This is a genomic window from Komagataeibacter sp. FNDCF1, assembly GCF_021295335.1.
Classification (GTDB): domain Bacteria; phylum Pseudomonadota; class Alphaproteobacteria; order Acetobacterales; family Acetobacteraceae; genus Komagataeibacter.
Window position 1 is genome coordinate 2,316,764 of sequence record NZ_JAIWOT010000001.1, and the last position, 24,337, is coordinate 2,341,100.

Annotated in this window: 25 protein-coding genes and 1 riboswitch; of the genes, 18 read left to right on the forward strand and 7 right to left on the reverse strand. The window is 64.3% G+C overall.

The window, feature by feature from the left end; all coding sequences use genetic code 11:
* Positions 1-270 precede the first annotated feature (270 nt).
* From LDL32_RS10965 to LDL32_RS11005, 9 genes are all read left to right on the forward strand, one after another.
* Positions 271-906 carry a GNAT family N-acetyltransferase gene (locus LDL32_RS10965; RefSeq protein ID WP_233066832.1) on the forward strand — a complete coding sequence of 212 codons (636 nt, stop codon included), beginning with the start codon at positions 271-273 and terminating at the stop codon, positions 904-906.
* On the forward strand, positions 903-1,784 hold the full coding sequence (locus tag LDL32_RS10970; protein ID WP_233066834.1) for a carbon-nitrogen hydrolase family protein: 882 nt from the start codon (positions 903-905) through the stop codon (positions 1,782-1,784). Before LDL32_RS10965 ends, LDL32_RS10970 begins: the two co-directional genes overlap by 4 nt.
* A gap of 30 nt (positions 1,785-1,814) precedes the next feature.
* Positions 1,815-2,225 carry a ketosteroid isomerase-related protein gene (locus LDL32_RS10975; protein WP_233066836.1) on the forward strand — a complete coding sequence of 137 codons (411 nt, stop codon included), beginning with the start codon at positions 1,815-1,817 and terminating at the stop codon, positions 2,223-2,225.
* A 74-nt stretch (positions 2,226-2,299) separates the two neighbouring features.
* Positions 2,300-2,683 carry a YidH family protein gene (locus LDL32_RS10980; RefSeq protein ID WP_233066839.1) on the forward strand — a complete coding sequence of 128 codons (384 nt, stop codon included), beginning with the start codon at positions 2,300-2,302 and terminating at the stop codon, positions 2,681-2,683.
* A gap of 254 nt (positions 2,684-2,937) precedes the next feature.
* Entirely contained in the window at positions 2,938-3,789 is an 852-nt protein-coding gene (locus tag LDL32_RS10985; protein ID WP_233066841.1) for a 23S rRNA (adenine(2030)-N(6))-methyltransferase RlmJ, read from the forward strand.
* Positions 3,790-3,872: 83 nt separating this feature from the next.
* Complete coding sequence (locus LDL32_RS10990) at positions 3,873-4,817, forward strand: ribokinase (protein ID WP_233066843.1); 945 nt, start codon at positions 3,873-3,875, stop codon at positions 4,815-4,817.
* Between the two features lie 30 nt (positions 4,818-4,847).
* Positions 4,848-5,074, forward strand: a riboswitch (cobalamin riboswitch).
* Between the two features lie 222 nt (positions 5,075-5,296).
* Positions 5,297-6,796 carry a carbohydrate porin gene (locus LDL32_RS10995; RefSeq protein WP_233068854.1) on the forward strand — a complete coding sequence of 500 codons (1,500 nt, stop codon included), beginning with the start codon at positions 5,297-5,299 and terminating at the stop codon, positions 6,794-6,796.
* A gap of 226 nt (positions 6,797-7,022) precedes the next feature.
* On the forward strand, positions 7,023-7,655 hold the full coding sequence (locus tag LDL32_RS11000; RefSeq protein WP_233066845.1) for a hypothetical protein: 633 nt from the start codon (positions 7,023-7,025) through the stop codon (positions 7,653-7,655).
* A gap of 20 nt (positions 7,656-7,675) precedes the next feature.
* On the forward strand, positions 7,676-8,185 hold the full coding sequence (locus LDL32_RS11005) for a peptide deformylase (RefSeq protein ID WP_233066847.1): 510 nt from the start codon (positions 7,676-7,678) through the stop codon (positions 8,183-8,185).
* Here LDL32_RS11005 and LDL32_RS11010 read toward each other — a convergent pair.
* Entirely contained in the window at positions 8,182-8,907 is a 726-nt protein-coding gene (locus tag LDL32_RS11010) for a response regulator (protein ID WP_370636694.1), read from the reverse strand. The genes LDL32_RS11005 and LDL32_RS11010 overlap by 4 nt on opposite strands.
* On the reverse strand, positions 8,904-9,617 hold the full coding sequence (phoU, locus tag LDL32_RS11015; protein ID WP_233066849.1) for a phosphate signaling complex protein PhoU: 714 nt from the start codon (positions 9,615-9,617) through the stop codon (positions 8,904-8,906). The genes LDL32_RS11010 and phoU overlap by 4 nt, the downstream gene beginning before the upstream one ends.
* Positions 9,618-9,788: 171 nt before the next feature.
* Between phoU and LDL32_RS11020 the strand changes: the two genes are divergently transcribed.
* Positions 9,789-12,128, forward strand: a complete 2,340-nt coding sequence (locus LDL32_RS11020; RefSeq protein WP_233066851.1) for a TonB-dependent receptor — start codon at positions 9,789-9,791, stop codon at positions 12,126-12,128.
* On the opposite strand, the gene LDL32_RS11025 is transcribed toward LDL32_RS11020, so the two are convergent.
* On the reverse strand, positions 12,077-13,456 hold the full coding sequence (locus LDL32_RS11025) for an MFS transporter (protein WP_233066853.1): 1,380 nt from the start codon (positions 13,454-13,456) through the stop codon (positions 12,077-12,079). The genes LDL32_RS11020 and LDL32_RS11025 overlap by 52 nt on opposite strands.
* Positions 13,453-14,283, reverse strand: a complete 831-nt coding sequence (gene panB / locus LDL32_RS11030; protein WP_233066855.1) for a 3-methyl-2-oxobutanoate hydroxymethyltransferase — start codon at positions 14,281-14,283, stop codon at positions 13,453-13,455. Before panB ends, LDL32_RS11025 begins: the two co-directional genes overlap by 4 nt.
* 108 nt (positions 14,284-14,391) lie before the next feature.
* Between panB and LDL32_RS11035 the strand changes: the two genes are divergently transcribed.
* The 3 genes from LDL32_RS11035 to LDL32_RS11045 all read left to right on the forward strand — a co-directional run bounded on the left by LDL32_RS11035 (position 14,392) and on the right by LDL32_RS11045 (position 18,793).
* Positions 14,392-15,315: a formyl transferase gene (locus LDL32_RS11035; protein ID WP_233066856.1), complete on the forward strand. Its 924-nt coding sequence runs from the start codon at positions 14,392-14,394 to the stop codon at positions 15,313-15,315.
* A 301-nt stretch (positions 15,316-15,616) separates the two neighbouring features.
* Positions 15,617-16,612 carry a hypothetical protein gene (locus tag LDL32_RS11040; RefSeq protein WP_233066858.1) on the forward strand — a complete coding sequence of 332 codons (996 nt, stop codon included), beginning with the start codon at positions 15,617-15,619 and terminating at the stop codon, positions 16,610-16,612.
* Between the two features lie 156 nt (positions 16,613-16,768).
* The gene (locus LDL32_RS11045) at positions 16,769-18,793 is read left to right on the forward strand and encodes an AAA family ATPase (RefSeq protein WP_370636761.1); all 2,025 of its coding nucleotides are present in this window, start codon (positions 16,769-16,771) and stop codon (positions 18,791-18,793) included.
* A 114-nt stretch (positions 18,794-18,907) separates the two neighbouring features.
* Here the strand turns inward: LDL32_RS11045 and LDL32_RS11050 are convergent, their stop codons facing one another.
* Complete coding sequence (locus LDL32_RS11050; protein ID WP_233066862.1) at positions 18,908-19,747, reverse strand: phosphatase PAP2 family protein; 840 nt, start codon at positions 19,745-19,747, stop codon at positions 18,908-18,910.
* A gap of 157 nt (positions 19,748-19,904) precedes the next feature.
* Between LDL32_RS11050 and LDL32_RS11055 the strand changes: the two genes are divergently transcribed.
* On the forward strand, positions 19,905-20,114 hold the full coding sequence (locus LDL32_RS11055; RefSeq protein ID WP_233066864.1) for a hypothetical protein: 210 nt from the start codon (positions 19,905-19,907) through the stop codon (positions 20,112-20,114).
* A 17-nt stretch (positions 20,115-20,131) separates the two neighbouring features.
* On the opposite strand, the gene LDL32_RS11060 is transcribed toward LDL32_RS11055, so the two are convergent.
* Positions 20,132-20,569 (reverse strand): hypothetical protein, encoded by a 438-nt coding sequence (locus LDL32_RS11060; RefSeq protein ID WP_233066866.1) that lies wholly within the window; start codon positions 20,567-20,569, stop codon positions 20,132-20,134.
* 158 nt (positions 20,570-20,727) lie between these two features.
* Between LDL32_RS11060 and LDL32_RS11065 the strand changes: the two genes are divergently transcribed.
* Positions 20,728-21,264 carry a DUF1269 domain-containing protein gene (locus LDL32_RS11065; RefSeq protein ID WP_233066868.1) on the forward strand — a complete coding sequence of 179 codons (537 nt, stop codon included), beginning with the start codon at positions 20,728-20,730 and terminating at the stop codon, positions 21,262-21,264.
* 95 nt (positions 21,265-21,359) lie between these two features.
* Positions 21,360-22,493: a major royal jelly family protein gene (locus tag LDL32_RS11070; RefSeq protein WP_233066870.1), complete on the forward strand. Its 1,134-nt coding sequence runs from the start codon at positions 21,360-21,362 to the stop codon at positions 22,491-22,493.
* A 109-nt stretch (positions 22,494-22,602) separates the two neighbouring features.
* On the opposite strand, the gene petA is transcribed toward LDL32_RS11070, so the two are convergent.
* Positions 22,603-23,238 (reverse strand): ubiquinol-cytochrome c reductase iron-sulfur subunit, encoded by a 636-nt coding sequence (gene petA, locus LDL32_RS11075; protein ID WP_233066872.1) that lies wholly within the window; start codon positions 23,236-23,238, stop codon positions 22,603-22,605.
* A 217-nt stretch (positions 23,239-23,455) separates the two neighbouring features.
* Between petA and LDL32_RS11080 the strand changes: the two genes are divergently transcribed.
* Together LDL32_RS11080 and grxB are read left to right on the forward strand one after the other, a co-directional pair.
* Positions 23,456-23,644 carry a YqaE/Pmp3 family membrane protein gene (locus tag LDL32_RS11080; protein WP_233066874.1) on the forward strand — a complete coding sequence of 63 codons (189 nt, stop codon included), beginning with the start codon at positions 23,456-23,458 and terminating at the stop codon, positions 23,642-23,644.
* 7 nt (positions 23,645-23,651) lie between these two features.
* The gene (gene grxB, locus LDL32_RS11085) at positions 23,652-24,296 is read left to right on the forward strand and encodes a glutaredoxin 2 (protein ID WP_233066876.1); all 645 of its coding nucleotides are present in this window, start codon (positions 23,652-23,654) and stop codon (positions 24,294-24,296) included.
* The last annotated feature ends 41 nt before the right edge of the window (positions 24,297-24,337 follow it).

Here is a 24,337-nt window from a genome sequence, read left to right on the forward strand (position 1 = left end):
CTGCGGGCCCTAATATATGATCCTGGCGTGGCCCGGCCTGGTTGCATCCGCCTGCTGCCCGTATTATTTGGCTCTCTTGCCTTTTCCGGAGTTTCATCATGTTGGGTATCCTTGACCGGGCTGTCTCCCGGCCACTTTTCCATACAATGGATGTGGTCGGGGCCATCAGGCGCATCGGGATGGTGCACGCGCCTGCCCATCCCTCCCCGACAAGGATGACATGACGGCATCCGGCCATAATTTTCTTCATCACGCGTTTTATGGAATGCAATGTCCTTAACTGTTGAGACCATGACAGGGGCAGGGATCGCCAGCGTCATACCGGCCCTGGCGCGACTGCGTATTACGGTATTCCGTGAATGGCCCTACCTCTATGCCGGCGATGACCCGGTTTATGAGGAAGCCTACCTGGCCCCCTATGTAAACAGCCCTGGCACCGCCATCATCATTGCCCGGCATGGCACCGAGATCGTGGGGGCGTCGACCTGCCTGCCCCTGAAGGACGAGGCACCGGCCATACAGGCGCCCTTTGCCCGGCGCGGCCTGGCGCTGGAGCCGTTCTTCTATTTTGGTGAATCCGTGGTACTGCCGCAATGGCGGGGGCATGGGCTGGGCAAGCGCTTCTTCATGGAACGCGAAAAGCAGGCGCGGCGCATGGGCGCAGGGTTTGCCGTCTTCTGCGCGGTCAGGCGTGCGCCGGACCATCCCCAGCGGCCTGCCAATGCCCCGTCCCTGCATGAATTCTGGCGCAGGCGTGGCTTTGTTCCGCTGCCTGCCGTGTCATGCTCCTTTACATGGCGTGAACCGGGCAGCCCGGAAGAACGCGACCATGATCTGGATTTCTGGATCAAACCCCTTGATGGCCCGGACATTCCCCCGGCACTGCTTGAAAGAATTCCGGCATGAGTGTTTCCTTACGCCTTGGCACCCATTCATGGCAGGTTGAACAGTGCAACACGCTGGATGACTACGCGGCCCATCTGGACCGGGTTACGGCGGAAGGCGCGCGCAAGGCCGACCTGCTCGTGCTGCCGGAATACAGCTGCATGGAGGTGGCGGCGGCCTTCGCCACGGCGCAGTCCGACGCCATGAGCGAACTGCACGCGGTATGCGAGCACGCCAGCGAAATCCTGCACATCATGTGCAGTGCCGCGCGCAGGCATGATGTGTGGCTGATGCCCGGCACGCTGCCGTGGGCGGATTCCACCGGGCGCATCCGCAACCGCGCGCCGCTGATCGCGCCCGATGGGCGGCATGCCTTTCAGGACAAGCATGTCATGACCCGCTTCGAGACGGAAAGCTGGGATGTGAAAAGCGGCAATCCACCGGGCTTTTTTGAAACCCCATGGGGCCGGATCGGGACCAGCATATGCTATGATTCCGAATTCCCCGCCCTTGCGCGCAGCCAGATCGAGGCAGGGGTATGGCTTCTGCTGGTCCCGACCTGCACGGACACGATGCACGGTTTCAACCGGGTCCGCATTTCCGCACGCGCCCGCGCGCTGGAAAACCAGTGCTTTGTTGCGGTCTCCCCCACCGTCGGGGCCGCGCCATGGCTTGCCACCCTTGATGAAAACAGGGGCACGGCCGGAATTTACGGCCCGATGGACCGCGGCTTCCCCGATGACGGGATCATCGCGGAAGGTGGAAAGGATGTTGCCGACTGGGCATTTGCCACCCTTTCCCCCGATGCGCTTGAACAGGTCCGCACCAATGGCGCCGTGAAGAACTGCCATGACTGGCCACAATCCGTGCCAGAGGCGACTGCCCTTTCCTTTTCGTGAATATTTTCCCTTTATTTAGGAGACAGCAGAATGTCCGTTGCGGCAACACGCGCACTGATACAGTCCTACTACGATGCCTTCAATGCCAATGACCATGAAGCCTTCATTGCGCTGCTGAGCGATGATGTCGCGCATGACATCAACCAGGGCGGCCGTGAAACCGGCAAGGACGCCTTTCGCGTATTCCTGAAGAAAATGGATGCCCATTACAGGGAAGCCATCAAGGACATTGTCGTCATGGTGAACGAGGATGGCAGCCGGGCCTCTGCCGAGTTCATGGTCCATGGCAAATACCTGAGCACCGATGAAGGCCTGCCCGCTGCGGCGGGACAGACCTACATCCTGCCTGCCGGCGCGTTCTTCACCATCAAGGACAACAAGGTTGCCCGCATTTCCAATTACTACAACCTGACTGACTGGATAGACCAGGTTTCGAAATAAAGGTCCCGCCCTGCATTCAGGGCCAACAGCAAGACAGGCCAGCGCCCCATGCGGAATAGTGAAAGTCCAGCCCGATGATACCCCGCTATACAGATCATGCGGCGAATGAACGGACATTTCTCGCATGGGTCCGCACGGCACTGGCGGTCATGGCCTTTGGCTTTCTGGTGGAAAAATTCGATCTTTTCCTCCAGATCGCTTCCGCTACCCTGACCTCGCGCCGCTTCTCCACCGGCGGGCATGTTCTGGGTAACACGGTGGGACTGGTCCTTGTTGTGCTGGGCGGCACCATGATGCTGGTCTCCACGTTGCGTTACCGTCAGACCCGCACGGCAATCGACGCCAAGGACATACAGAGCGGCCATGCCCGTGGTGGTGAACTGCTCATGATAGGAATACTTATGTTCCTTGGAATAATACTGTTCTCCTATCTGAGTTATACCGTATTGCATACCTGATGAACTGCGGCATACGCCATCAGGAACCTTCTTCCCACATCGTTGCAGCCAGTGAACGCCACCTTTTTACAGGGCAGGCGGCATTCAGGGGCCTTCATTCTTCATCGGTCATGCGCCGGGGCGCGAGCCCTGCCATGCCAGCGCATCGGCAGGCCGCCAGCCCGACCGGGCCCGGCATGAAAAAAAACACCGGCATGCATTAACACTCCGCTGCACCCCGCTGCTGGGGTGCGGGCTTTCGGGGCAGGAAAACGGTGAACTACAGGCACAGCTATCACGCGGGCAATTTTGCCGATGTCATGAAACACGCCCTGCTTGTGGCGCTGATCGACGCGCTGGGGCGTAAGCCGTCCCCCCTTGCGGTGCTGGACACGCATGCGGGTATCGGCCTGTATGATCTCTCGGGGCAAGAAGCCCAGGCAACCGGGGAATGGCGCGACGGCATCGGCCGCCTGCTGGACCTGCCATCCGATCCGGCAATGCCCCCCGCCCTGCGGCAATGGCTGGATATGGTCAGGGCCGTGATCGGGGCGCATGACGGCAGGCTGTTCTATCCCGGCTCCCCCACCGTCGTCGCCCGCATGCTTCGCCCCGGCGATACGCTGACCTGCTGTGAACTCCACCCCGACGACCAGAAAAGCCTGCGCCGCCTGTTCCGGCACGACAGCAACGTGTCCGTGCACGGCCGGGACGGCTATGAAGCCATTACGGCCCTGCTGCCGCCCCGGCAGGCGAAACGCGGGCTGGTACTCATGGACCCGCCCTTTGAACACAGGGATGAGTTTGCCCGTCTGGCGCAGGCCATCATCACGGCCAGACGGCGCTTTGCCACCGGCATTGTCGCCGCCTGGTACCCCATCAAGCACCGGGCGCCGACGCGCGCTTTCCTCAACAGCCTCAGGGATGCGGGCCAGCGCAACCTGCTTGCCCTTGAACTGACACTGCGCCCACCACTTGACCCCGCACGGCTTAATGGCAGCGGCCTGCTGGTCGCCAACCCGCCTTTCCGGTTCGATCACACCGCGCGCGCCATTCTGGACAGCCTGTGCCCTGTTCTGGGCGATGAGGGCGCTCAGGCCAGCGTGGAATGGGTCGTGCCAGAATAAGGCGGCAATCCGCGCCCGCACGGTTGCATCGGGCAGCGGCATGGCTGATCCTGCCTTTTTCCCGGTCCGTGTCAGGTTGTGCCATGTCAACGCCAAGCGCCCATATTGCCGTCATTGGCAGCACGAATATCGATTTTGTCATGCATGTTACCCGTTTCGCCCGGCCGGGGGAGACGATGCATGTGCTGTCCTCGGCCACCGGGCTGGGGGGCAAGGGCGCCAACCAGGCCATGGCAGTGGCCAGGCTGGGGCGGGCCGTGGCCCTGGCGGGCTGGACCGGGCGTGACATGCTGGCCACCATGGCACGCACGACGCTGGAGGATGCCGGGGTCGATACACGCTGGCTGCTGGAAGATGCCGCCACGGGCACCGGGCGGGCCTTCATCACCATCAACCATGCGGGCGAGAACCAGATCCTGGTGGATGGCGGTGCGAACATGGCGCATACCCACACATCCTGCCCCCGGATCCTGCCTGCCCTGACAGGCGCCGGACTGGTCATGATGCAGATGGAAATGGACCCCGACCTCATGCTGGCCGTGGCGCGCCACGCGCGGGCGCATGCCATACCGGTCATGCTGGATCCGGCCCCCGTCCCCGCGCATGGCCTGCCGGACGCACTCTGGGCGCTGGCCGATATCCTGACCCCCAACGAACACGAAACCGCTGCCCTGACCGGCGTCATGCCCGTGGATGAAACAACGGCCCTTGCCGCCGCGCGCATCCTGCACGGACGCGGCGTAGGCACCGCTATCATCAAGCTGGGGCACAGGGGTGTGGTCTATTCCGCGCCCGGCGCGCAGGGGTTCGTGCCACCCTTCCGGGTTCATGCCATTGATACGGTGGCGGCAGGTGACTGCTTCAACGCGGGGCTGGCCACGGCACTGGTGGGGGGCGCCACGCCGGGTCAGGCCGTGCGCCTTGCCGCCGCATGCGGCGCGCTGGCCACGACGCGCGCGGGCGCGGCGCAGGCCGCCCCCACGATGCCGGAGGTGAAGGCCCTGCTGGCGCAGCAGCCAGAAGCATGATCTTGCACACTTATCGGGAAACGCTATAGTCCTGCCCGACAAGTCAACGGTCCCGTGCAGACGGGTGAGAAAGGGAATGCCGTCAGTTCCGGCAGGGTGAATGCCCGGGGACGCAGTCGGCAGCTGTACCCGCAACTGTAGGCGGAGAGTACGTCATCCGGCGCTGCAGCCGCAGCAACCACTGGCCCCGGCCGGGAAGGGGGATGACATGCAAGGACCCGCAAGCCAGGAGACCTGCCGTTGTCCTTTACCATGTCGCCGGGCGGGCCTGACCGGAGATGGATGCCAGAGCATGCGCCAGATTACCTGAAATCCCGTTACACCGCACCAGCGGCGGCACCGGCATGGGGCTGCCAGTCTTCCGGTTCCATCGGGGCCGGACCCATCCTGACGGGATGTTCCCTTTCATGAAGATATTCCATACGCCGCAACAGCGCACGGCCCTGCCATGCGCTGTACTTGCAGCCTGCACCTGCGCCATGACTGCCCACGCGCAGGTCCCCCGCACCCAGATTGCCGACGGGCGCGCCCGCCTGGGCAATTCCACACCGCTGATCCAGCAGATCGACCCGGCAACGGTGCGTGAGTCCCAGCGCGCGCAGGCCGATGCGCAGGAGAAGACCGCCGGTGAGGACAGGCCGGACACCAGCGGCAACCTGCTGGGTGACATGGGTGGGGCCCGGCCGTGGCTGTACAGGCACGGCATCAGCTTCGACATTCAGGAAGTGGATGAACTGTGGGGCAACGCCACCGGCGGCACCCCCAGCACCAATGGCGATGGACAGGGATCAGGCACCGGCCCCGCCTATGATGGCGTGACAATGCCGACACTGACCGTCGATCTCGAAAAGCTCTTCGGCCTGAAGGGCGGGCTGTTCAATGTCAGCGCGCTGCAGACGCGCGGGCGCTCCATCTCGCAGGATCACCTGAACAACTTCAACCCCGTAAGCGGGTTCGAGGCCGACCGCTCCACCCGCCTGTTCGAACTGTGGTACCAGCAGTCCTTCCTCGGGGGGAAACTGGACGTGAAGATCGGCCAGCAGGACCTTGATACCGAATTCCTGATCAGCGATTACGGGGCGCTCTACCTCAATGCCAATTTCGGCTGGCCCATGGCGCCATCGGTCAACCTGTATGGGGGCGGCCCGTCCTGGCCGCTGTCCTCGCCCGCCGTGCGCATCCGCTACCGCCCGAGCGAGAAATTCACCTTCATGTTCGCCGCCGCCGATGACAACCCGCCGGGCAACCGCTCCAACTCCTTTGGCATCCAGGGCGGCAACCCGGTCGATCCCACCAACCAGACCACCAATGATGGCAGCGGCACCCGGTTCAACATGGGCACCGGCGCGCTGCTGATCACCGAACTGCAATACGCGCTCAACCCCCAGCCCGATGACATGTCCAACGTCACAAAAAATCCCGGCCTGCCGGGCGTGTACAAGCTGGGTGGCTATTACGACACTGCAAAATTTCCCGATTACCGCTACAACACCCAGGGCCAGTCGCTCGGCGCCAGTGGCGGCACCCCGCGCTGGGACCGGGGCAACTGGATGGTCTACGGCATCATCGACCAGATGGTCTGGCGTCCCTCGCTTACCTCCGCCCGCTCGCTAGGCGTGTTCGCGCGCGCCACCGGCAACAGCGGCGACCGCAACATGATCAGCTTCGCCATTGACGCGGGCGTGAACCTGAAGGCCCCGTTCCGCGGTCGCGACAACGACACCATCGGCCTGGGCTGGGGCATCGGCCGCGCCAGTTCGGGCCAGCGCGCATACGACCGCACCAGCGGGTCACTGGTGCAGGGCAACGAGAACCATCTGGAACTGACCTATCAGGCACAGGTCACGCCATGGATGGTGATGCAGCCTGACTTCCAGTACGTCTGGCATCCCGCCGGCGGGGGCAGCGACCCGTCATATCCCTGGTGCCGCACGGGGAACGAGGCGGTATTCGGACTGCATGCCAGCGTAAATTTCTGACCTGCGCGACTGTCCCGTGAAGGAGGATGGCAACCGGACGGGTGGCCTGTCCGTGACAGGGAATGGCAGTGCTGCCGCCCGTCATCTTCCAGAAGACAAGAGAAGACAAAAGCACAGACCGGGCTTGTAAATTTATCTTGTTGTGGGGGCGTGTTCCCTCCTGTACCCCGGATGGCACGGGCATGTGAAATCACCATGTGCCGCAATGTAAAAAGGATAAGAACCATTGCGCCGTCTTGTTGCTTTATGTCTTCCGCTTGGTATGGCCGCCTGCGCGCAGCACACGCCCCGCCCGATGGTGAATTACTGCCAGCAGCCCGCCGTGGCATCCGCCATCGTGGCCATTGCCAACCAGACCACGCCCGGCGCATCCCCCGCCCGGCATTTTGAGGATGGCACGATAAAAAGCGCCGTCTATAACGACCACATGCAGGTCATGTCCTGCCACGGCACGCTGCTGCGCCAGGACGGCACCCGGCAGGATGGCGTGGCCGTTGCCCGCCTGCCCCACATGCGCACGGGCTGGAAGGAAATATGGACAACCACCGCCGCCAGCCACCAGTGGGTATCGGATGCCGATATCAGCAGGAACAGGCAGGAACGCTACGCCACCTATTACGAACACACGCCACAGGCGTGCAAACCCTACGCCCATGACCTGTTCTTCGGTACACCCAAATCGGACAGGGACACCCAGCACCTGCGCGAGACGCTGTACGACTGTCTGGCCGAACACAATGTCAAGCCGATGCGCCCCGTATCGGGGGTGGACCATACCTACAGCCCGTTTGGCATGAACTTCTACATTCCGTACTACACGAATGTCAGCCCGGACGATAACGGTCCCTTCCTGTACTGAACGGAGCCATATGCCGCGCCATGGCCATCCTGCCGCTCATCCGCTTCCCGCATGCCTGCCTGCAGCAGGTGGCCGATCCTGTTGACGCCACCAGCGCACGGACCGCGCAACTGGCGCGTGACCTGCTGGAGACCATGCATGCCGCACCGGGCATAGGCATCACGGCATGTCACGTCGGCATTCCGCTGCGGCTGGTGGTGATTGACCTGCCCGATGGCCCCGGCCCGCGCATCTACGCCAACCCCGACATCATCTGGCACAATACCGAAACCGCCACGGCGGAAGAAGGCAGCGTGTCCATGCCCGGCATCCATGCTCCCGTCACCCGCCCCGCACGCGTGCGGGTGCGCCATACCGGGCTGGATGGCATCATGATGGAAGAGGAAGCCGGGGGGCTGCTGGCGGTCTGCCTGCAGCACGAAATTGACCAGATCAACGGCATTTTCTGGACGCGCCGCCTCTCCCCCCTGCGGCGCGACCGGGCAATGAAGCGCTACAGCCGACAGGCGCGCCTGAACGGGGCTGGCTAGTCCACCCTGCCATCATCAAGCATGTAGCCGCTGGAGCGTACGGTACGGATCAGGTCCGCCCCTCCATTGGCATTCAGGGCGAGACGCAGCCTGCGGATGTGTACATCCACCGTGCGTTCCTCCACATGGATGCGGTCATCCCACGCGGCGGCCAGGATTTCCGCGCGTGAGAACACCCGGCGCGGGTTGCGCAGCAGGTGCAGCAGGATCCGGTATTCGGTGGGGCCAAGGGCGATGGTACTCCCGCCCCGCGTGACCCGGCGGCCACCATGGTCCACCGTTATGTCGGCAAAGCCGAGCACATCGGCATGCTGGTCCGCCGCCCCACGTCCGGCGCACCGCCGCATGACGGCACGCACGCGCGCATGCAACACATCCATCCCGCATGGCTTGACCAGATAGTCATCCGCCCCGGTATCGAGCGCATGGATGGAATCATGCTCCTCCCCCCGCGCGGTCAGCATGATGACCGGCAGGTAACGCGTGGCCGTGGCCATGCGCAGCCTGCGGCACAGATCCACCCCGGACAGGCCCGGCATCATCCAGTCCAGCAGCACCAGATCGGGCTTCCACTCCGTTACCTCCCGCAGGGCGTCCAGGCCGTTGTCCACCGGCATGACGGCATGCCCCGCCGCTTCAAGGTTGTAGGACAGCATGACGGACAGGGCGGCATCATCCTCGGCCACAAGAATGCGCAGCGGCCGGTCAACCTGCGGGTTCACGGCACCTGGCTCCCCTGCCCCGAAAAGCTGCCGCGCGGGCGAACCACCGGCAGGATCTCGCCGGTTGCCGTGTAGTACACGCGCTCGGCAATATTGGTGGCGTGATCGCCGATACGCTCAAGGTTCTTGGCAATGAACAGCAGGTGGGTGCAGGCGCCGATGTTGCGCGGGTCTTCCATCATGTAGGTAACCAGTTCACGGAACATGGCGTTGTAGAGTTCATCCACCGCCGTGTCGGACTGCCAGACTTCACGCGCAAGGCCGGCATTGCGCTGGCTGAGTGCATCGATCGCACGGCGCAGGTTGTCCTGCACCAGCCGCCCCATGCCACGCAGGCCACTGAGAGAGACGCGCGAGTTCACCAGTTCCACGCGCAGCGAACGCCGGGCGATGGAAGCCGCGCAGTCCCCGATGCGTTCCATGTCCCCCGTGATCTTGAGTGCGGAGACAACCTCGCGCAGATCTTCCGCCACGGGTGAGCGCAGGGCGAGGATGCGGATGACCATGGCCTCCACGTCGCGCTCCAGCGTGTCGACCTGGGGGTCGAGGTCGGAGGCGATGCCTGCGGCATTTTCATCCATGTCGGCAATGGCGGCGACAGCCTGCGAGGTCTGCCGTTCCACCAGCCCGCCCATGCGTGCCATCATGGAGCGCAACTGCTCGAGTTCCTGTTCGTAACTGCTTACGATATGTGCCGATTCCTGTCCCACCCGCAAACCTTTCCACCTGTCCGCACATTTATGCGGGATATGCCCGATATCCGGGCTTACGATACGCCACACGAGTATACTATATCGGTCCCGCATTTGTTCAAGGCGATGTCATACCCGCCCGCGCTGGCACATAATAATGAAATAAAAAGATTTTTGCAGGAACATCCCATGCCGCATGCCCCCTACTGCCCCGATGCGCCGCCTGTGTGCCCCCTTTCGTACCGGCTGGCGCTGGGCGTGGCCCTTGGTGCCCTGATGGGCATGGGGTCGGGGCCCGCGCGCGCGGCGGCAGCCAGCGGCACGTCCGCGCCCGTTCCCTCCACCCACCCGCGGCAGGGCGTGACCGCCCCGCAGCCAGGGGTGGAAACCCTGACCGTGACCAGCCAGCATGTGGTGGGCACCCAGCCCGGCGGTGGCCTGATCCGGGAGGAAGACGCCCCGAAATCGGTCAGCACCATCGGCACGGACTTCATGCGCAAGCAGGCCCCGAGTGCCACGGCATTCGACATGGTCAGCCTGCTGCCCGGCGCCAATGTCGCCTCATCCGATGCGCTGGGGTTTTCGCCCCAGACCAACATCACCGTGCGCGGGCTGGGGGGGGATTCCATCGGCTACCTGCTTGAGGGCATGCCGCTGAATGATATCGCCTATTACAACGGCTATCCCGGCCAGTTCGCCGATACCGAGAATTACCAGAGCGTCTCGCTCGCCCAGGGGTCGGCCGACCTCGATGCCCCGGTGCTCAACGCGGCGGGGGGGCTGATGGACATGACCTTCCGCGACCCGTCGCTGCGCGCGGGGGGATATGCGGATGTCTCTTACGGGTCATACAACACCAACCGGCAGTTCCTGCGGCTGGAAACCGGGCAGATCGGCAATACGGGCCTGCGTGGCTTCGTATCCTACTCCCACGGCTATACCGATAACTGGCGCGGTCCCGGCCATGACGAGCGCCAGCACATCGACTTCAAGTTCCTGCGCGAATGGGGCGATGGCAACCGGGTCTCGCTGATCGGCACATGGAACACGATGGTGGCCAGCTACTACCCCACGGTGGACAAGGCGGACTGGCAGGCGCAGGGGCCACATGGCGTGGCCAACAACCTGGCCGCCACCTACAACCCGAACAATGCCGCTGGCGGCACCGATTACTGGGAACTGTACCGCCAGCCCGAACGCATTGCCTACATGGCCGCCCCCGCGCGCTTCACGCTGGCGCGCGGCCTGCACCTCAAGGTCACGCCCTACGCGCAGTGGAGCTATGGCAACGCCCCCAGCGGCACGACCATGGGGGATGCCGGGCTGTGTGAGGGTTCGGGGGGCTGTGATGCGGATGCGGTCGTACGCGCCAACTGGACCCAGGCCAGCTACCGCTCTGGCTTCAACACCACGCTGGACTGGCAGCTGGGCAACCATGACCTGGTGTTCGGCTACTGGTACGACTATTCCGATGACAGCGAGCACCAGCCCTTCACCGCCGTGAACGCACAGGGCCATGCAGCGGACATATGGGTGGACCGGATCAGCCGCACCCTGCTTGAAGCCGATGGCCAGCAGGTGGATGCAGGCAGCTACCACATGATATCCCAGACCAATGCGCTCTATATCGGTGACCGGATGCATTTCCTGCGCCGCAGGCTGATGGTTGACGTGGGCTTCAAGGAAGTGATGCTGGACCGCCACGGCACCACCACATCCGCTGGCGTACAGACGGGGGCGGGTAGCAACAGTGCGACCCCCCTGCCCCGCATCGCGATCCGCTACGCGATCACGCCGCACCACATGGTGTTCTTCAACACCACCACCAATTTCCGTACACCTGACGAGACCGCCCTGTTTGGCGGGGTCACGGCCAGCGGCATCGCGACCCAGCTGAAAAACGAGTATTCCGTGTCGGAAGAACTGGGCTACCGCTATAACGGCAACCTGCTGGTCGGCAGCCTGACGCTGTTCAACTACGATTTCACCAACCGCGAGATCCAGACCCAGATCGGCCAGATCGAATCCACCATCAATGGCGGTGGCCAGACATCACGCGGTGTGGATGTGGAAATCGGGATGAAGCCGTGGCACCACTGGGCGCCCTACGTGTCGGGCGAGTACCTGCACGCCACCATCGACAGCGACATCCCCGATGGAAGCGGCCTGCTGGCGACACGGGGCAGGACGGCGGTGGAAAGCCCACGGCTGCAGGCCTCCGCCGGGCTGAGCTATGATGACGGGCACTTCTTCGGCATGGCGTCCATCCATTATACCGGACGGCAGTATTCCACCTTCATGAATGATGAACGCATGCCCGACCATACCACCGGCAATCTGGCCATCGGTTACCGGATGGATGACCATGCCTTTCTCTCGCATCCTGAATTCAGGATGAATTTCAACAATATCACCAACCAGCATTACCTGTCCGGCGTGGCCACCCCCACGCTTACGGCAGCCGACGGGCCGCAATATTACGTGGGCGGCGGACTGGCGGTGCTGTTCACGGCGGCCACCGGGTTCTGACTGGCGCAGTCGCGCAGCACGACCCCGCCCGCCAGCAGGTACAGAAGCGCGGGTACCAGCAGGAATCCCATATGGATGCCCGCCTGCGCCTGCGCGGACTGCACACCGCCCCCACTGACAAGGCCGAATGCCGCAAGCACCCCGGCCAGCAGGCTGCCCCCAATATCGAACGCCATCTTGGATGCGGTGGAATTGAGCGCCCAGGCCAGGCCGACCGTACGCACGTCCCCCTCCATGCCGTCGCGGTCGAGGCAATGGGCCAGCAGCGTGAAGCAGGCGGGATTGCATAGTCCCACACACACGCCAAACAGCGCCAGCAGGCCGCCCGTCACCTCCAGCCGCACGGGCAGGCCATAGGCCACCAGCAGGACCACCCCCGCCGCCATGGTGCCCCCGCGCATGACACGCCCCGGCCCCAGCCGCATCGCCAGCGGCAGCGACAGGCAGCAGCCCGCCAGCACCATGAAACTGATCATGCCCAGCAGCCAGCCCGCCACATAATCCTTTTCACCCAGCACATAGCGCACGTCATAGACCAGCGCGCCAAACAGGAAGGTGCTGCCCAGCATGGTCAGCAGCATGGCCCCGGTCAGCCGCCGCCAGTCGCGGTTGGCCAGAAGGACCGTGACAAGGGTGCGCACGGGCGCGCGGAGCCGGGCAGCGTCGTGACCGGTTGACACGCGTTCATGGCAGAAACGGGCGGGCAGCCACAGAAGGCCACCCGTCACGCACGCCACCCCCACCATGAATACGGCGAAGCCCGCCCGCCGGTCGCCATGGCCCAGCCAGTCCACGGCGGGCAGGGTCATGACACTGATGGCAAAGCCGCCCAGCGTGGCCCCGACCATGCGGCTGGTCGCCAGGCGCAGGCGCATGCCGGGTGCCGCGGTGATCAGGCTGGTCATGACACCATAGGCGGTATTGACCACGCCATAGGCCACGCACAGCCCCATGTAGCCCACGCCGGCACACACGCCACGCGCCACCATGGACCACCCGCGCGGCAACGGCACGAAGGTCAGCACAACCAGCACCATGAACGGCACGATCCCCGCGCGCAGCAGCGGCAGCGCCTGCCGGCCCGCCGGCCTGCGGTCGATCCACAGGCCCACCGCCGGATCGGTCACCAGACTGGCCGCGCGCGCGGCCATGAGCATGAACCCCACCATCCGCGGGGGAAACAGGCAGATCTCGGTATAGAAATACGCAAGGTAGCTGAGCATCAGCCCCCAGATGATGTTGAACCCCATGTCACCCGCGCCAAATGCCACGATCTCCCGCATCCCGATCCGGGATGGGGCGGGCACCGGCGGGGGCGGGCGCATCATCCCGGCATGACCTGGCGGCGGGCGCCAAAGCATTCTTCGGGCCCCGGGAAGTCACGGTTGCGCACATCCCGCGCATAGCGGGCCACCGCATCATCAACCAGGCCGCCCATGTCGGCATAGCGGCGGACAAAGCGCGGGGTCGCGGTGCCGAACATGCCCAGCATGTCATCCACCACCAGCACCTGCCCGTCACATGCGGGGGAAGCGCCAATGCCGATGACGGGCACCGGCACGCTGGTCGCGATCTCACGCGATACGGGTTCCACCGTGCCCTCCAGCACCACGGCAAAGGCGCCCGCGGCGGCAATGGCGTGGGCATCCGTATGGACCTTGCGCGCCTGGTCGGCATCACGCCCCTGCGTGCGGAAGCCCCCGGCGGTGTTGACCGCCTGCGGCATGAGACCGACATGCCCGCAGACGGGAATGCCACGCTGGACAAGGAAGCGGACGGTTTCCGCCATTTCGACCCCGCCTTCCAGCTTGACCGCGCCGCAGCCGGTTTCCGCCATGATACGGGCGGCATTGCGGAACGCGCGGGCGGGCGATTCCTGATAGGAACCAAAGGGCATGTCCACCACCACCAGCGCCTGACGCGACGCCCGGACCACTGCCGCGCCATGGGCGATCATCATGTCCATGCCGACACCCAGCGTATCGGGCATGCCATACACCACCATGCCCAGCGAATCCCCGACCAGCATCACGTCCACATGCGTGTCGAGCCTGCGGGCCATGGGGGCGGTATAGGCCGTCAGCCACACACCCGGCACCCCTGCCTTGCTGACATCGCGTATGGTCCGGCGACGGGGCTGTTCCACATTGCCCATGCTTGCTATTCCCCTGACATGTCCATCTGGTACAGATGATATCTGGCATATTGCAGCACATGCGTGTTTGCAAATCCGCCGCCGCAGGGATGATCGAGGACAGAACGCATGGGACTGGGCCGGACCGACATATGGCAGACGGGCATCATAAACCGCCCGCTGCCCGATGTGCTGCGCGCCGGTGGGCTGAAGGGAATGCCGGTTACGTGGCTGCCCGACCCCGGCCCCTTCCGCTTCATTGCCGACCCGTTCGGCATCTGGCACGAGGACAGGCTGTACCTGTTTGCCGAGGCCTATGACTACCGGGTCAGGGTCGGGCGGATCGATGTATTCATCCTTGACCGCGCCCTGCGCCTGCTGGCGCATGCCCCCGTGCTGGTGGAACCGTGGCACCTGTCCTATCCCGTCATCCTGCGTGAACGCGACGGCTCGTTCCTCATGATGCCGGAATCGGGCGGTAGCGGCAGGCAGCGCCTGTACCGCGCAACGGATTTCCCCTATCAGTGGAAAGAAGTGGAAGGCTGTGCCTTTCCCGGCGCCATGATCGATGCCTCCCCCCTGTTCCATGATGGCCGGTGGTGGCTGTTCCATACCCCATGGCACGAATGCGAGCAGCCCCGCGTCGATACCCTGCATGTGGCCTGGGCCGACCGGCTGACCGGGCCATGGCACCCGCATCCCGCCAACCCCGTGCGCCGCGACATTCATGCCGCGCGCCCCGGCGGCACGCCGGTGGTGATGGAAGATGGCACCATCATCCTGCCCACACAGGACTGCGCGCGGACCTATGGCGGCGCCATAACACCGCTGGCCATCACCACCCTGACCACGCGGGAATTCGCCGCCCACCCGCTGCCCGCACTGCACGCGCCCGCCACGTGGCGCCCCGCGACCGACGGACTGCATACCCTGTCCGCCGCGGGACCCGTGACGCTGGTGGACGCGAAGCATACCAGCCGTTCGGTCATACGCCGGGCGGGGGTGGATATTGGCCGGATCACACGTGAACTTATCCACGCCGTGACGCGTTAGGACCAGGCGTCAGGACAGGCTTGAGTAAAGACGCATCCGGTGACGGGCGTAAAATTCTGTCGTGGATTTAATGTGATATTAATTAGCAATATCATATAACCTGCCTATGATATACATCAATACGGCAGATATATACACCTTGCCCACTGCTCCATCCCGATAACCGGGTCCATGCCGTATCCCGTGTACCAAGGTCGCTGGAAAGCCATGGCACATGGGTCCGTCGCGTACGGGTGCCACCCGCACGTGCGAGCCTGCCACCCCAACTCCTTCCAGCCACAGATACTTCAAGGACTGCCTGATGCGTGAACTCCGTACCGCCCCGGCTGCCTGGCATCTGCAGCATTCGCGCCCTGAAAGCCTGGTCAGCTATTTTGATCCGTGGCAGCCGGTCGCGCGCCAGCTTGACATGCTTGTCCACCGCTTCGGCATCGTCAAGGCGCTGTGCGACGCGCAGAAGGACAGCCCTGCCGTGGAAAGTGCCGAACTGGCACAACTCCGCGACTCACTTGCGTTCCATCTGCTCAAGGCATGTGTGTGGTGGCAGGTCGATTTCTCTCCCCATGCCGTGACCGGGATGCAGGCGACCAGTTTCATGCAGCATGTCCGCCGTCATACCGACAGGATGATGGATGACGAGACGCTGCTTGATGTCATGACATGGCAGCATTACATGCACCGCGCCGATAGCGGCCATATCATGGTGACCGGCGCGGACCCGCTATGCCGGGGCAACACCACCATCATGTACGGCATCGATGGCCATCGGGGCTTCCGCTTCGCCATGCGGCGCGCGGGGCAGCCGCTGGCGTGGAATGACATCACCCATACGGATTTCATCGCCGCCTGCCTGAACGCGCGTGCGCTGCACTGCCTGATCGAGACGGAATGCGCGGCCATCGGTGAATGGGATCTGGCGCGGGAGGAACATATCCAGGCTTCACGCCATCACACCCAGTATTTCCGTAATGCAAACCAGGCCAGTGCGGTGGAAGGCTACGCCACGGCGCTGGAGCAGCTGAGCCGCTGCCAGTCGCGCTTCGGCCGGTTCGAGTTCGAGAACATCGTGAACATGATGGCGTTCTCGGTAGTGCTGGCCGCCCGTGAACAGGATGCCAGCATTGCCGACCTGCTGCGCCATGCCGCCACGCGTCCGGTCAGTTCCCGCGTGGCGGGCGGCCTGAAGAAACGGGCGCGGGCCCATGTGGCAACCGGCACCGACCCCCTGCGCCGCGCGGAACTTGAAACCCTGCTGGACCAGGTTGAAACCGGCTTCGCCCTTTCGGGTAGGAACTGAAGGCGGGGCGGGAAAACATATTCCTGCCCCCCACGCGACATCCGCGCCTGCAATCCCTATATTGCACAGGAGTAGCAGGAGACCCGATACATGGCGTTAGCCAAAAGCAGAAGACCGGCACCCCGCCGCAGGACGGCACCGCCCCGTTCCCCCCGCGTGCGGGGCGAGACGCGCCGCCTGCTGGAAATGCTGTGTACCCTGCATGGTTCGATCCACCGTGGATCGCGCGATGCGGGCGCGCTTGTGCGCTGTGTCGTGCAGGCGCAGCCCGATCTGGGACTGCCCGACAAGGATCTGCCCGCCAGCCCCCGCCATGATGGCGAGAACCCGCCAACCGCCACGGAATGGAAGCGGCTGGGCCACGCGCTGGAGGAAGTGCGCCTGCAGCACGCGGGTGACCGGGGTTACGTGGATACATGGCTGGAGGAACTGACCCGGGCCACCGGGCTGGGTCGGGTAGCAAGCGAGATACTGGGGCTTGCCATGTGCTACCGGCTGAACGGGCATTTCGAACAACTTTGGGATGACCTGTGCGAAAACCGTTCCCGCGGGCCGTTCCTGTGCGAGGACATTCCGCTGCTCCACCTGCTTTTGGCGCAGGAGGAGGATGCAATCGCCGCCGCACTGGCCCCCGAGGGACAGCTGCGCATGAGCGGCCTCATGACCGTGGACGAGGACGGCGACATTACCCTGCTGCCCCGGCTCATGGCGCTCATGAACCGGCGCGCGAACGTGGTGGGGGATATCCGCTCCCTGCTGCTGGGCCAGCCGCGCACGGCAACACTGCCGTGGGATGCCTTTGCCCATCTGGGCCAGCAGGCCGAGATCGCGGCAAAACTGGTCAAGGCCGCCATCGCCCAGCATACGACAGGCATCAATATCCTGCTTTACGGGCCGCCGGGCACCGGCAAGACCGAATTCGCGGCAACCCTGGCCGATCATATCGGTGCCACCCTCTACCCGGTGGGGGAGGCTGACAGCGCGGGTGATGAACCTTCGCGCCATGAACGCCTGGCCGACCTGCGGTGCAGCACCCGGCTGCTGCGCAATACCGATTCCATCCTGCTGTTCGATGAGGCGGAGGACCTGTTCACCGCCAGCCTGTTCGACCCGCCGCAGTCCTACAGCCGCGTGTTCTTCCACCGCCTGCTGGAGCAGGGGGGCACGCCGGTCATCTGGACGGCAAACGACCTGGACACGCTCGGTCCCGCCATCGCGCGGCGCATGGCGCTGTGCATCGAGGTCCGCCAGCCCGGCATCGGCGTGCGCACCCGCCTGTGGCAGGACATGGCACGCGAGGAGAAAGTGGCCCTGGCACCCGCTGATGCGGCGGATCTTGCCCGCGCCATTCCCGCAGCCCCCGCCATCTTCCGCAACGCGCTGCGTTCCACCCGTCTGGCAGGCGGGGATTCGGCCATGGCCAGCATGATCGCGACCGGCATTGCCCGTGCTGCCGCAGGCGGGCAGATGCCCATGCCATCGCAGCCCGACGTGACGGATTACGATGCGGCACTGATCAACGCGGATTGTGACCTCAATGCCCTGACCGCACGCCTGGCCCGCCCCGGCGCGCCACGCGCGGTGTCGCTGCTGCTGTCCGGGCCGCCGGGTTCGGGCAAGAGTGCCTATGCCCGCCATCTGGCGGCAAGGATGGACATGCCGGTGCTGCAGAAGCGTGCCTCCGACCTGCTGGACAAGTATGTAGGCCAGAGCGAGCAGCAGATTGCCGCAGCCTTTGCCGAAGCGTGCGACAGTGGCGCCTTTCTGGTGATCGACGAGGCCGACAGCCTGCTGGGTGACCGCCGGGCGGCTGAACGGTCATGGGAGATCAGCCAGGTCAACGAAATGCTGACATGGATGGAACAGCACCCGCTGCCCTTTGCCTGCACCACCAATCTTGTGGAAAAGCTGGACCCCGCCAGCATGCGGCGCTTCCTGTTCCGCGCCCGGTTCGGCTACCTGACCGAACAGCAGGCGGTACATGCGTTCCAAAGCTTCTTTGGCAAGGCGCCGCCGACCGCGCTGCGCCATGTGCGGACACTGGTGCCATCGGATTTCGCTCTGGTGCTGCGCCGCGCGCGCCTGCTGGATGAAGACCCCACGCCGGATGACCTGCTGGAACGCCTGCGGGCGGAAACGGCGGGACGGGATGGCAGCCGACGGATCGGCTTTCTGTCCTGATCCGTCAGGATGTGGAACGTAGAAAAGTTTTTGGTGAAGGTTTTTTCAAAAAGCTTCAGGGAACGTCGCTTTTTTGAAAAAAGGCGGCGCCCGAAAACTTCTATTATTGACGCATTACTGCGGTGGATGGGCGGCGGCATCCGCCTCCACCGCGCATTCGGCGGCGGGGGGTGCCGCCATGGTGGTGCGCAGGGCCGTCACCTCGGCACGGGCTGCATCCATTTCCTGACGGAAGCCATCATCCTGCTCCATGGCGGAATACAGTACGCCACCATTGAGCCACCCTGCCGTGACATCACTCTGCCACTGCACGCCGCATACGACACGACTTTCACCAAACACACGTGCGCGCTGCATGATCCATGCGGTGCGTTCAGGCAGGATATCGGACAGGATCAGCCCCGCCACCCAGCCCTGCGTGGCATGGAGCGAGGGGTAGGATGGATCCTGCCGCAGGCTGGCACGCAGGGGAATGCATAGTGGCAGTTCGGCTTCGGTAAACGGGCGTGGGCGATTCCACAGCATCTTCTGCGCGTGCACGGCCGGGTCAAGACGGTGTTCGATGCGCGCGAACAGGCCCACCAGTTCCGGCAGGTGTTCGGGCGGCAGGGTAAAGCCCACCGCGCAGGAAAAAGCCGAGACCATATGGGCAGGTGTGTCGCGGTTGTCAGCCTGCGCCAGCTTCCAGCGCGGCGTGTCCTCCAGCGCACGGGTCGCGGCATAGATGGAGGCATCGGCCGCGCGCTGCGCCGTATCCGGCCCCGGCGGCGGAGGCAGGAAAACCTGGCCATCAGGCAGCGGGGGGCCAGCCGGCTCCGCAGGGGTGGCCGCGCGCTGCACGGCCGCTTTCGTGCCATGATGATGGGGGTGCGCCCATGCGGGTGCGGCCAGCAGCAGGGCCGTCAGGGCACAGGCGGCAGGCATGCCGGTGGACGCACGACGGTCAGGGCGCATTCTTTTCCTGTCAGTTCACCGGTTGCCATGACCGCTACGGTCTGAAGCATGCGCATAGCATGCACAGCGGGCAGGGCAAGTCCTGACACGAAAGTCGTGGCTTCTGCCATGCCGGATTTTATGGCATGCTGCCCCGAAATTCCGGAGGCACGCCGCAATGAACCGCAGAAACCCGATATGGCCCGTTACGGTCAGCCCCGTGCGCATCGGCCTGTGCGTGGTCGGGCTGACGCTGGTGGTGGTCCAGTTCATTTATGGGCTGAACATAACGCCCGACTACATGCCGGGACAGGTCATGTTCCATATCGCCATGCTCGCCCTTGGGGCAATCGTGTTCGTGGCGGGCATGTGGGGGCCATCGCTCTAGGGCCGGCCTGGTCCCGCCTATTCGGAATCCGCGCCGCTGCCCCCCTGCGTGATACCGGCGCGCGAAGGCGGGTCGGCTTCCGGTTCCACCGTGCGGCTCATGCGTGCAACGCCCGCATCATCCCCGAAGCCCTGCCCCGATACGCGGCGGCGGGGAACGGGATTGTCCCGTAGCACGGTTTCCAGCGCCTCGGGGTCGGTACGCCCGGCTTCGTCGAACAGTGCATCGGCACGGGCCTGATCGCCCGCGCGTTCGGCGCGCAGCCCGGCCTCCGCCAACTGGCGCGCACCGGCATGCTTGCCTTCGCCCCCATCATTGGGGCGATTGTCCTGATTGGTGAAACGGGGCATGGGCTTCCCTTTCATGGCAGGTACGCGGGCCTGACCCGTGGCCCGCCAGCAGACAACACACAGCGCGTGCCAGGGTTCATCCCCATGCACCCCGATCATCGTCATGACAGGCCACCACCCCGTGCAGGGCACCGCCAGACCTGCACCCGGCCGGGGGCAACCATGTTCAAAAACCACCACGGAATGCGGCGTCCATGCATGTAATATCAAGATGATCCTGTGCCGCCGCCGACAGGTGGTGGCCATCGCAAACGGAGTACCCCATGTCCGATCTGATCGTTGTCGGTTTTGACAACCCGGCCGAAGCCACGGCCGCACTGACCGAATGCAAGAAACTGGAAAAGGAATACCTGCTGGACCTGGAGGACGCGGTTGTCGTGGTCCGGGGTGCGGATGGCAAGCTGCACCTGCAGCAGAGCGTGAACCTGGAAAAGCTGGGCGCGTCCTACGGCCTGTTTTCCGGCGGGTTCTGGGGGGCACTGGTGGGGCTTTTGTGCCTGAACCCGCTGGCCGGTTTCGTGGCGGGCAGCCTGGTCGGTGCGGGTGCGGGCGCCATTGCGGGCAAGATGTCCGATTACGGAATTGATGACAACTTCATCAAGTCGCTCGGTTCCACCATTCCCGCCAATACCTCCGCCCTGTTCGTGCTGGTGCGCAAGTCGCAGCCTGACAAGGTGCTGGCCGATCTGGCCCAGTTCAAGGGCCATGCCCGCGTGCTGCAGACCTCGCTCTCCCCCGAGAACGAGAGCAAGCTGCGCGCGGCCCTGGGGCAGCTCGCGGCACCGACCGCCGCGGCCTGATCCGCTATCGCCCCGCATGGCCCGGATGCCAGTGCGGGGCCTGTCCACACGGACCCGTGATGCCGCATGGCCGCAACCGGTGATAGGGTGGGGCCATGCCGATCACTCGCCCCCGCTGGCGCCTGTGCCGCGTCCTTCTTGCCGCCAGCAGCGTGCTGGCCTGCACCGTGCCCATGCGTGCCGGCATGGCCCACCCCGATGAAAAACTGCATGCAGCCTGGACATCCGGGCGAATCCTCAACGCCGTGGCCGTGGCGGATGATGGACGCAGGTTTGTCTCCTTCCCCTACTGGGGCGGGGGCGGTAGCGGCGGCCCCACGGTGGCCGAAATCGACGCAGGCGGCCAGCCCCACGCCTTTCCTGATGCGCGCTGGAACCACCCTGACGGCACGAAAGGCATGCTGCAGCCCTTCGTACGGGTCAACGCCATCCGTATCGGCCCGGACGGGCTGTTATGGGTCGTGGATTCGGGTGATGCGAACGTGGGCGGACCACCCAACCCGGCGAATGGCGCACCGGCCCGCCTGCTGGCCTTTGACATCACGACCGGCCAGCCGGTCCATGCCATTTCGCTGCGCGCGGCCAGCACGCCGCACAGCTACATGGATGACATCCGCTTCCATGGCGATACGATTTTCGTAACCGATGCGGGGGACCCGGCGCTGGTGGTGGTCAACCTGTCCACCGGCGCCCAGCGCCGTGTACTGTCGCATGACCGCTCCACCACGGATGAACGACCCATGTATGCCGAAGGCAGGCTGCTGACGGTACACGGCAAGCCCGCGCGCATCCATGCCGACCAGCTTGAAGTCTCGCCCGATGGACGGACACTCTATTTCCAGCCCAGTTCCGGCCCGATGTGGGCCGCCCCTACGGCGGCGCTGGAAAATCCGGCCCTGCCTGCCGCCGATCTCGCGCGCACTGTCACCCTGTTCTACGATACGCCCAGCAGCGGGGGGACCGCCATTGATGGTGATGGCAACCTGTATGTATCGGATGTGAACCGGCTGCGTATCCTGCGGATCACGCCGCAGGGCAGGGCCAGCACGCTGGTCCATGACAGGCGGCTGGTCTGGGCGGACGCCATGTGGATCGACAGCCATGGCGTACTCTGGATACCCGCCGTGCAACTCAACCGCACCGCCACGTTCCAGCCCGACGGTGTATCACGCGTGCAACTCCCGGTTGCGATCTACACCATGGACCTGCACCTGCGGCCCGTGCGCTAGAGCAGATCCAGTTTGAATGGACACATTCAAACTGGTGAAAATGCTCGAAAACAATAAGTTAGGGCAATTCCACTGAGCCAGAATTCAGTGGAATTGCCCTAGGTCCAGGTCATAGCTGGCGAATGGTCGAGAAATCGAATGACTGCCCCTGCGGGTTCTCCCCCAGACGGATAACGGTGGGAGACGGCATGCTGTAAGGCGGCACCGGCAGGTTGTAAGGCGCAGGCGCCCCTTTGAACACGCGCCCCGCCAGATCGAATCTGGAACCATGGCAGGGACAGGCATACCCCCCCGCCCCGCTGCCGTTTCCCTGTCCTTCGGGCAGGGGGCGATAGGCGGGCACGCAGCCCAGATGGGTGCAGATTCCCACCACCACGCCGTAGCGCGGTTCGATGGAGCGGTGCCAGTTCGCGGCATAGGGTGGCTGCTGCAGTTCCTGCGATGCGCCATCACGCAGGCGGCCAACCAGGGCAGCATCCTGCAGCGCGGCAAGGGCCGCAGGTGTGCGGTGGGTAATGAAAACCGGCCTGCCCTGCCATGTCACGACAATCTGCTGCCCCGGCGGCAGGGCCGAGACATCCACATCAACCGGCAGATGGGCTGCGGCACTGTCACGCGGGGCCAGGCTCTGCAGGAACGGCCACAGGCATGCACCCGCACCGGCAGTGGCCGTGGCGGCAGTGACAAGCCCAAGGAAATTCCGGCGTCCACCGGGTGCCGATTGTGTATCCGACGTGTCTTCCATCCCAGCTTTCCTATCGTGATCACCCGCCAAAAGAAAGGACATAGCTGCCCCTGCGCCATCATGCCGCCGGGCCATGGCCGTGCCCGGCCTGCCCATCCCGACCCGTTGCGGGGCAGGCGGGAAAAAAGATCCGGCTGCACCGCAGGCCAATCCACACTAGACTGGCCTGCCCCCGACCGGGCAACCATCTGGCCGGGTAACCACAAGGAGGCCCGCCATGCGGCTCATTCTCGCCCTGCTTCTGCCCTGGCTGCAGTTCTTTACCATTGGCCGCCCCATTTCGGGTATCATCTGTCTTGTGCTGCAGATTACCGTCATTGGCTGGATTCCGGCCACGATCTGGTCCGTCTATGCGCTGAGCCAGTACAGGACCGATCGCAAGATTGCAGCCCTGAAACGTTCCTGAGGCCTGAATGAAGCTCTATACTTACGATCATTGCCCCTTCTGCGTGAAGGCGCGCATGATTTTCGGACTCAGGCACCTGCCGGTGACCGATATCGTGCTGCTCAATGATGACGTGGAAACCCCGACCCGCATGATCGGGCGCAAGCTGTTGCCCATTCTGGAGCAGGACGGGCATTTCATGGGTGAAAGCATGGATATTGTCGCCCATGTCGATGCAATGGACGGCAGGCCCGTCCTGACCGGGCCAACACGCCCCGAAATCAGCCAGTGGATGCGCGATGGGCAGCAGGCGTGGGTTCATCTCGTGCTGCCACGTTTCGCGGCGGCGCCGCTGCCGGAATTCGCCACCACGGCCGCGCGGCTGTACTTCATCCGCAACAAGGAGGACATGATCGGTCCCTTCAGCGACAGTCTTGCCGACAGCGCAGCCCTGCGCGCCAGCGCCAGTGCAGGGCTTGCCCGGCTGGCTGGCCTGATACAGCGGCCCGATGCGGTCAATGGCACCCTGTCCAGTGATGACATCCATCTGTTCGCATACCTGCGTAGCCTGACAATCGTGGCCGGGCTGGACTGGCCCGCACCGGTATGGGCTTACTGCCGCCATATGGCGCGGACAACCGGCATTCCCCTGCTGGATCACATGTCAGCCTGATACCAGACCCGCAGCCAATGCCGGAAGTGGGGTGGAAACTG

Coding starts and splice junctions, on each gene's coding strand:
- LDL32_RS10965 (WP_233066832.1), top strand. CDS start 271: ATGTCCTTAACTGTTGAGACCATGACAGGGGCAGGGATCGCCAGCGTC.
- LDL32_RS10970 (WP_233066834.1), top strand. CDS start 903: ATGAGTGTTTCCTTACGCCTTGGCACCCATTCATGGCAGGTTGAACAG.
- LDL32_RS10975 (WP_233066836.1), top strand. CDS start 1,815: ATGTCCGTTGCGGCAACACGCGCACTGATACAGTCCTACTACGATGCC.
- LDL32_RS10980 (WP_233066839.1), top strand. CDS start 2,300: ATGATACCCCGCTATACAGATCATGCGGCGAATGAACGGACATTTCTC.
- LDL32_RS10990 (WP_233066843.1), top strand. CDS start 3,873: ATGTCAACGCCAAGCGCCCATATTGCCGTCATTGGCAGCACGAATATC.
- LDL32_RS10995 (WP_233068854.1), top strand. CDS start 5,297: ATGACTGCCCACGCGCAGGTCCCCCGCACCCAGATTGCCGACGGGCGC.
- LDL32_RS11005 (WP_233066847.1), top strand. CDS start 7,676: ATGGCCATCCTGCCGCTCATCCGCTTCCCGCATGCCTGCCTGCAGCAG.
- LDL32_RS11020 (WP_233066851.1), top strand. CDS start 9,789: ATGCCGCATGCCCCCTACTGCCCCGATGCGCCGCCTGTGTGCCCCCTT.
- LDL32_RS11025 (WP_233066853.1), bottom strand. CDS start 13,456: ATGATGCGCCCGCCCCCGCCGGTGCCCGCCCCATCCCGGATCGGGATG.
- panB (WP_233066855.1), bottom strand. CDS start 14,283: ATGGGCAATGTGGAACAGCCCCGTCGCCGGACCATACGCGATGTCAGC.
- LDL32_RS11035 (WP_233066856.1), top strand. CDS start 14,392: ATGGGACTGGGCCGGACCGACATATGGCAGACGGGCATCATAAACCGC.
- LDL32_RS11040 (WP_233066858.1), top strand. CDS start 15,617: ATGCGTGAACTCCGTACCGCCCCGGCTGCCTGGCATCTGCAGCATTCG.
- LDL32_RS11050 (WP_233066862.1), bottom strand. CDS start 19,747: ATGCGCCCTGACCGTCGTGCGTCCACCGGCATGCCTGCCGCCTGTGCC.
- LDL32_RS11055 (WP_233066864.1), top strand. CDS start 19,905: ATGAACCGCAGAAACCCGATATGGCCCGTTACGGTCAGCCCCGTGCGC.
- LDL32_RS11060 (WP_233066866.1), bottom strand. CDS start 20,569: ATGACGATGATCGGGGTGCATGGGGATGAACCCTGGCACGCGCTGTGT.
- LDL32_RS11065 (WP_233066868.1), top strand. CDS start 20,728: ATGTCCGATCTGATCGTTGTCGGTTTTGACAACCCGGCCGAAGCCACG.
- LDL32_RS11070 (WP_233066870.1), top strand. CDS start 21,360: ATGCCGATCACTCGCCCCCGCTGGCGCCTGTGCCGCGTCCTTCTTGCC.
- petA (WP_233066872.1), bottom strand. CDS start 23,238: ATGGAAGACACGTCGGATACACAATCGGCACCCGGTGGACGCCGGAAT.
- LDL32_RS11080 (WP_233066874.1), top strand. CDS start 23,456: ATGCGGCTCATTCTCGCCCTGCTTCTGCCCTGGCTGCAGTTCTTTACC.
- grxB (WP_233066876.1), top strand. CDS start 23,652: ATGAAGCTCTATACTTACGATCATTGCCCCTTCTGCGTGAAGGCGCGC.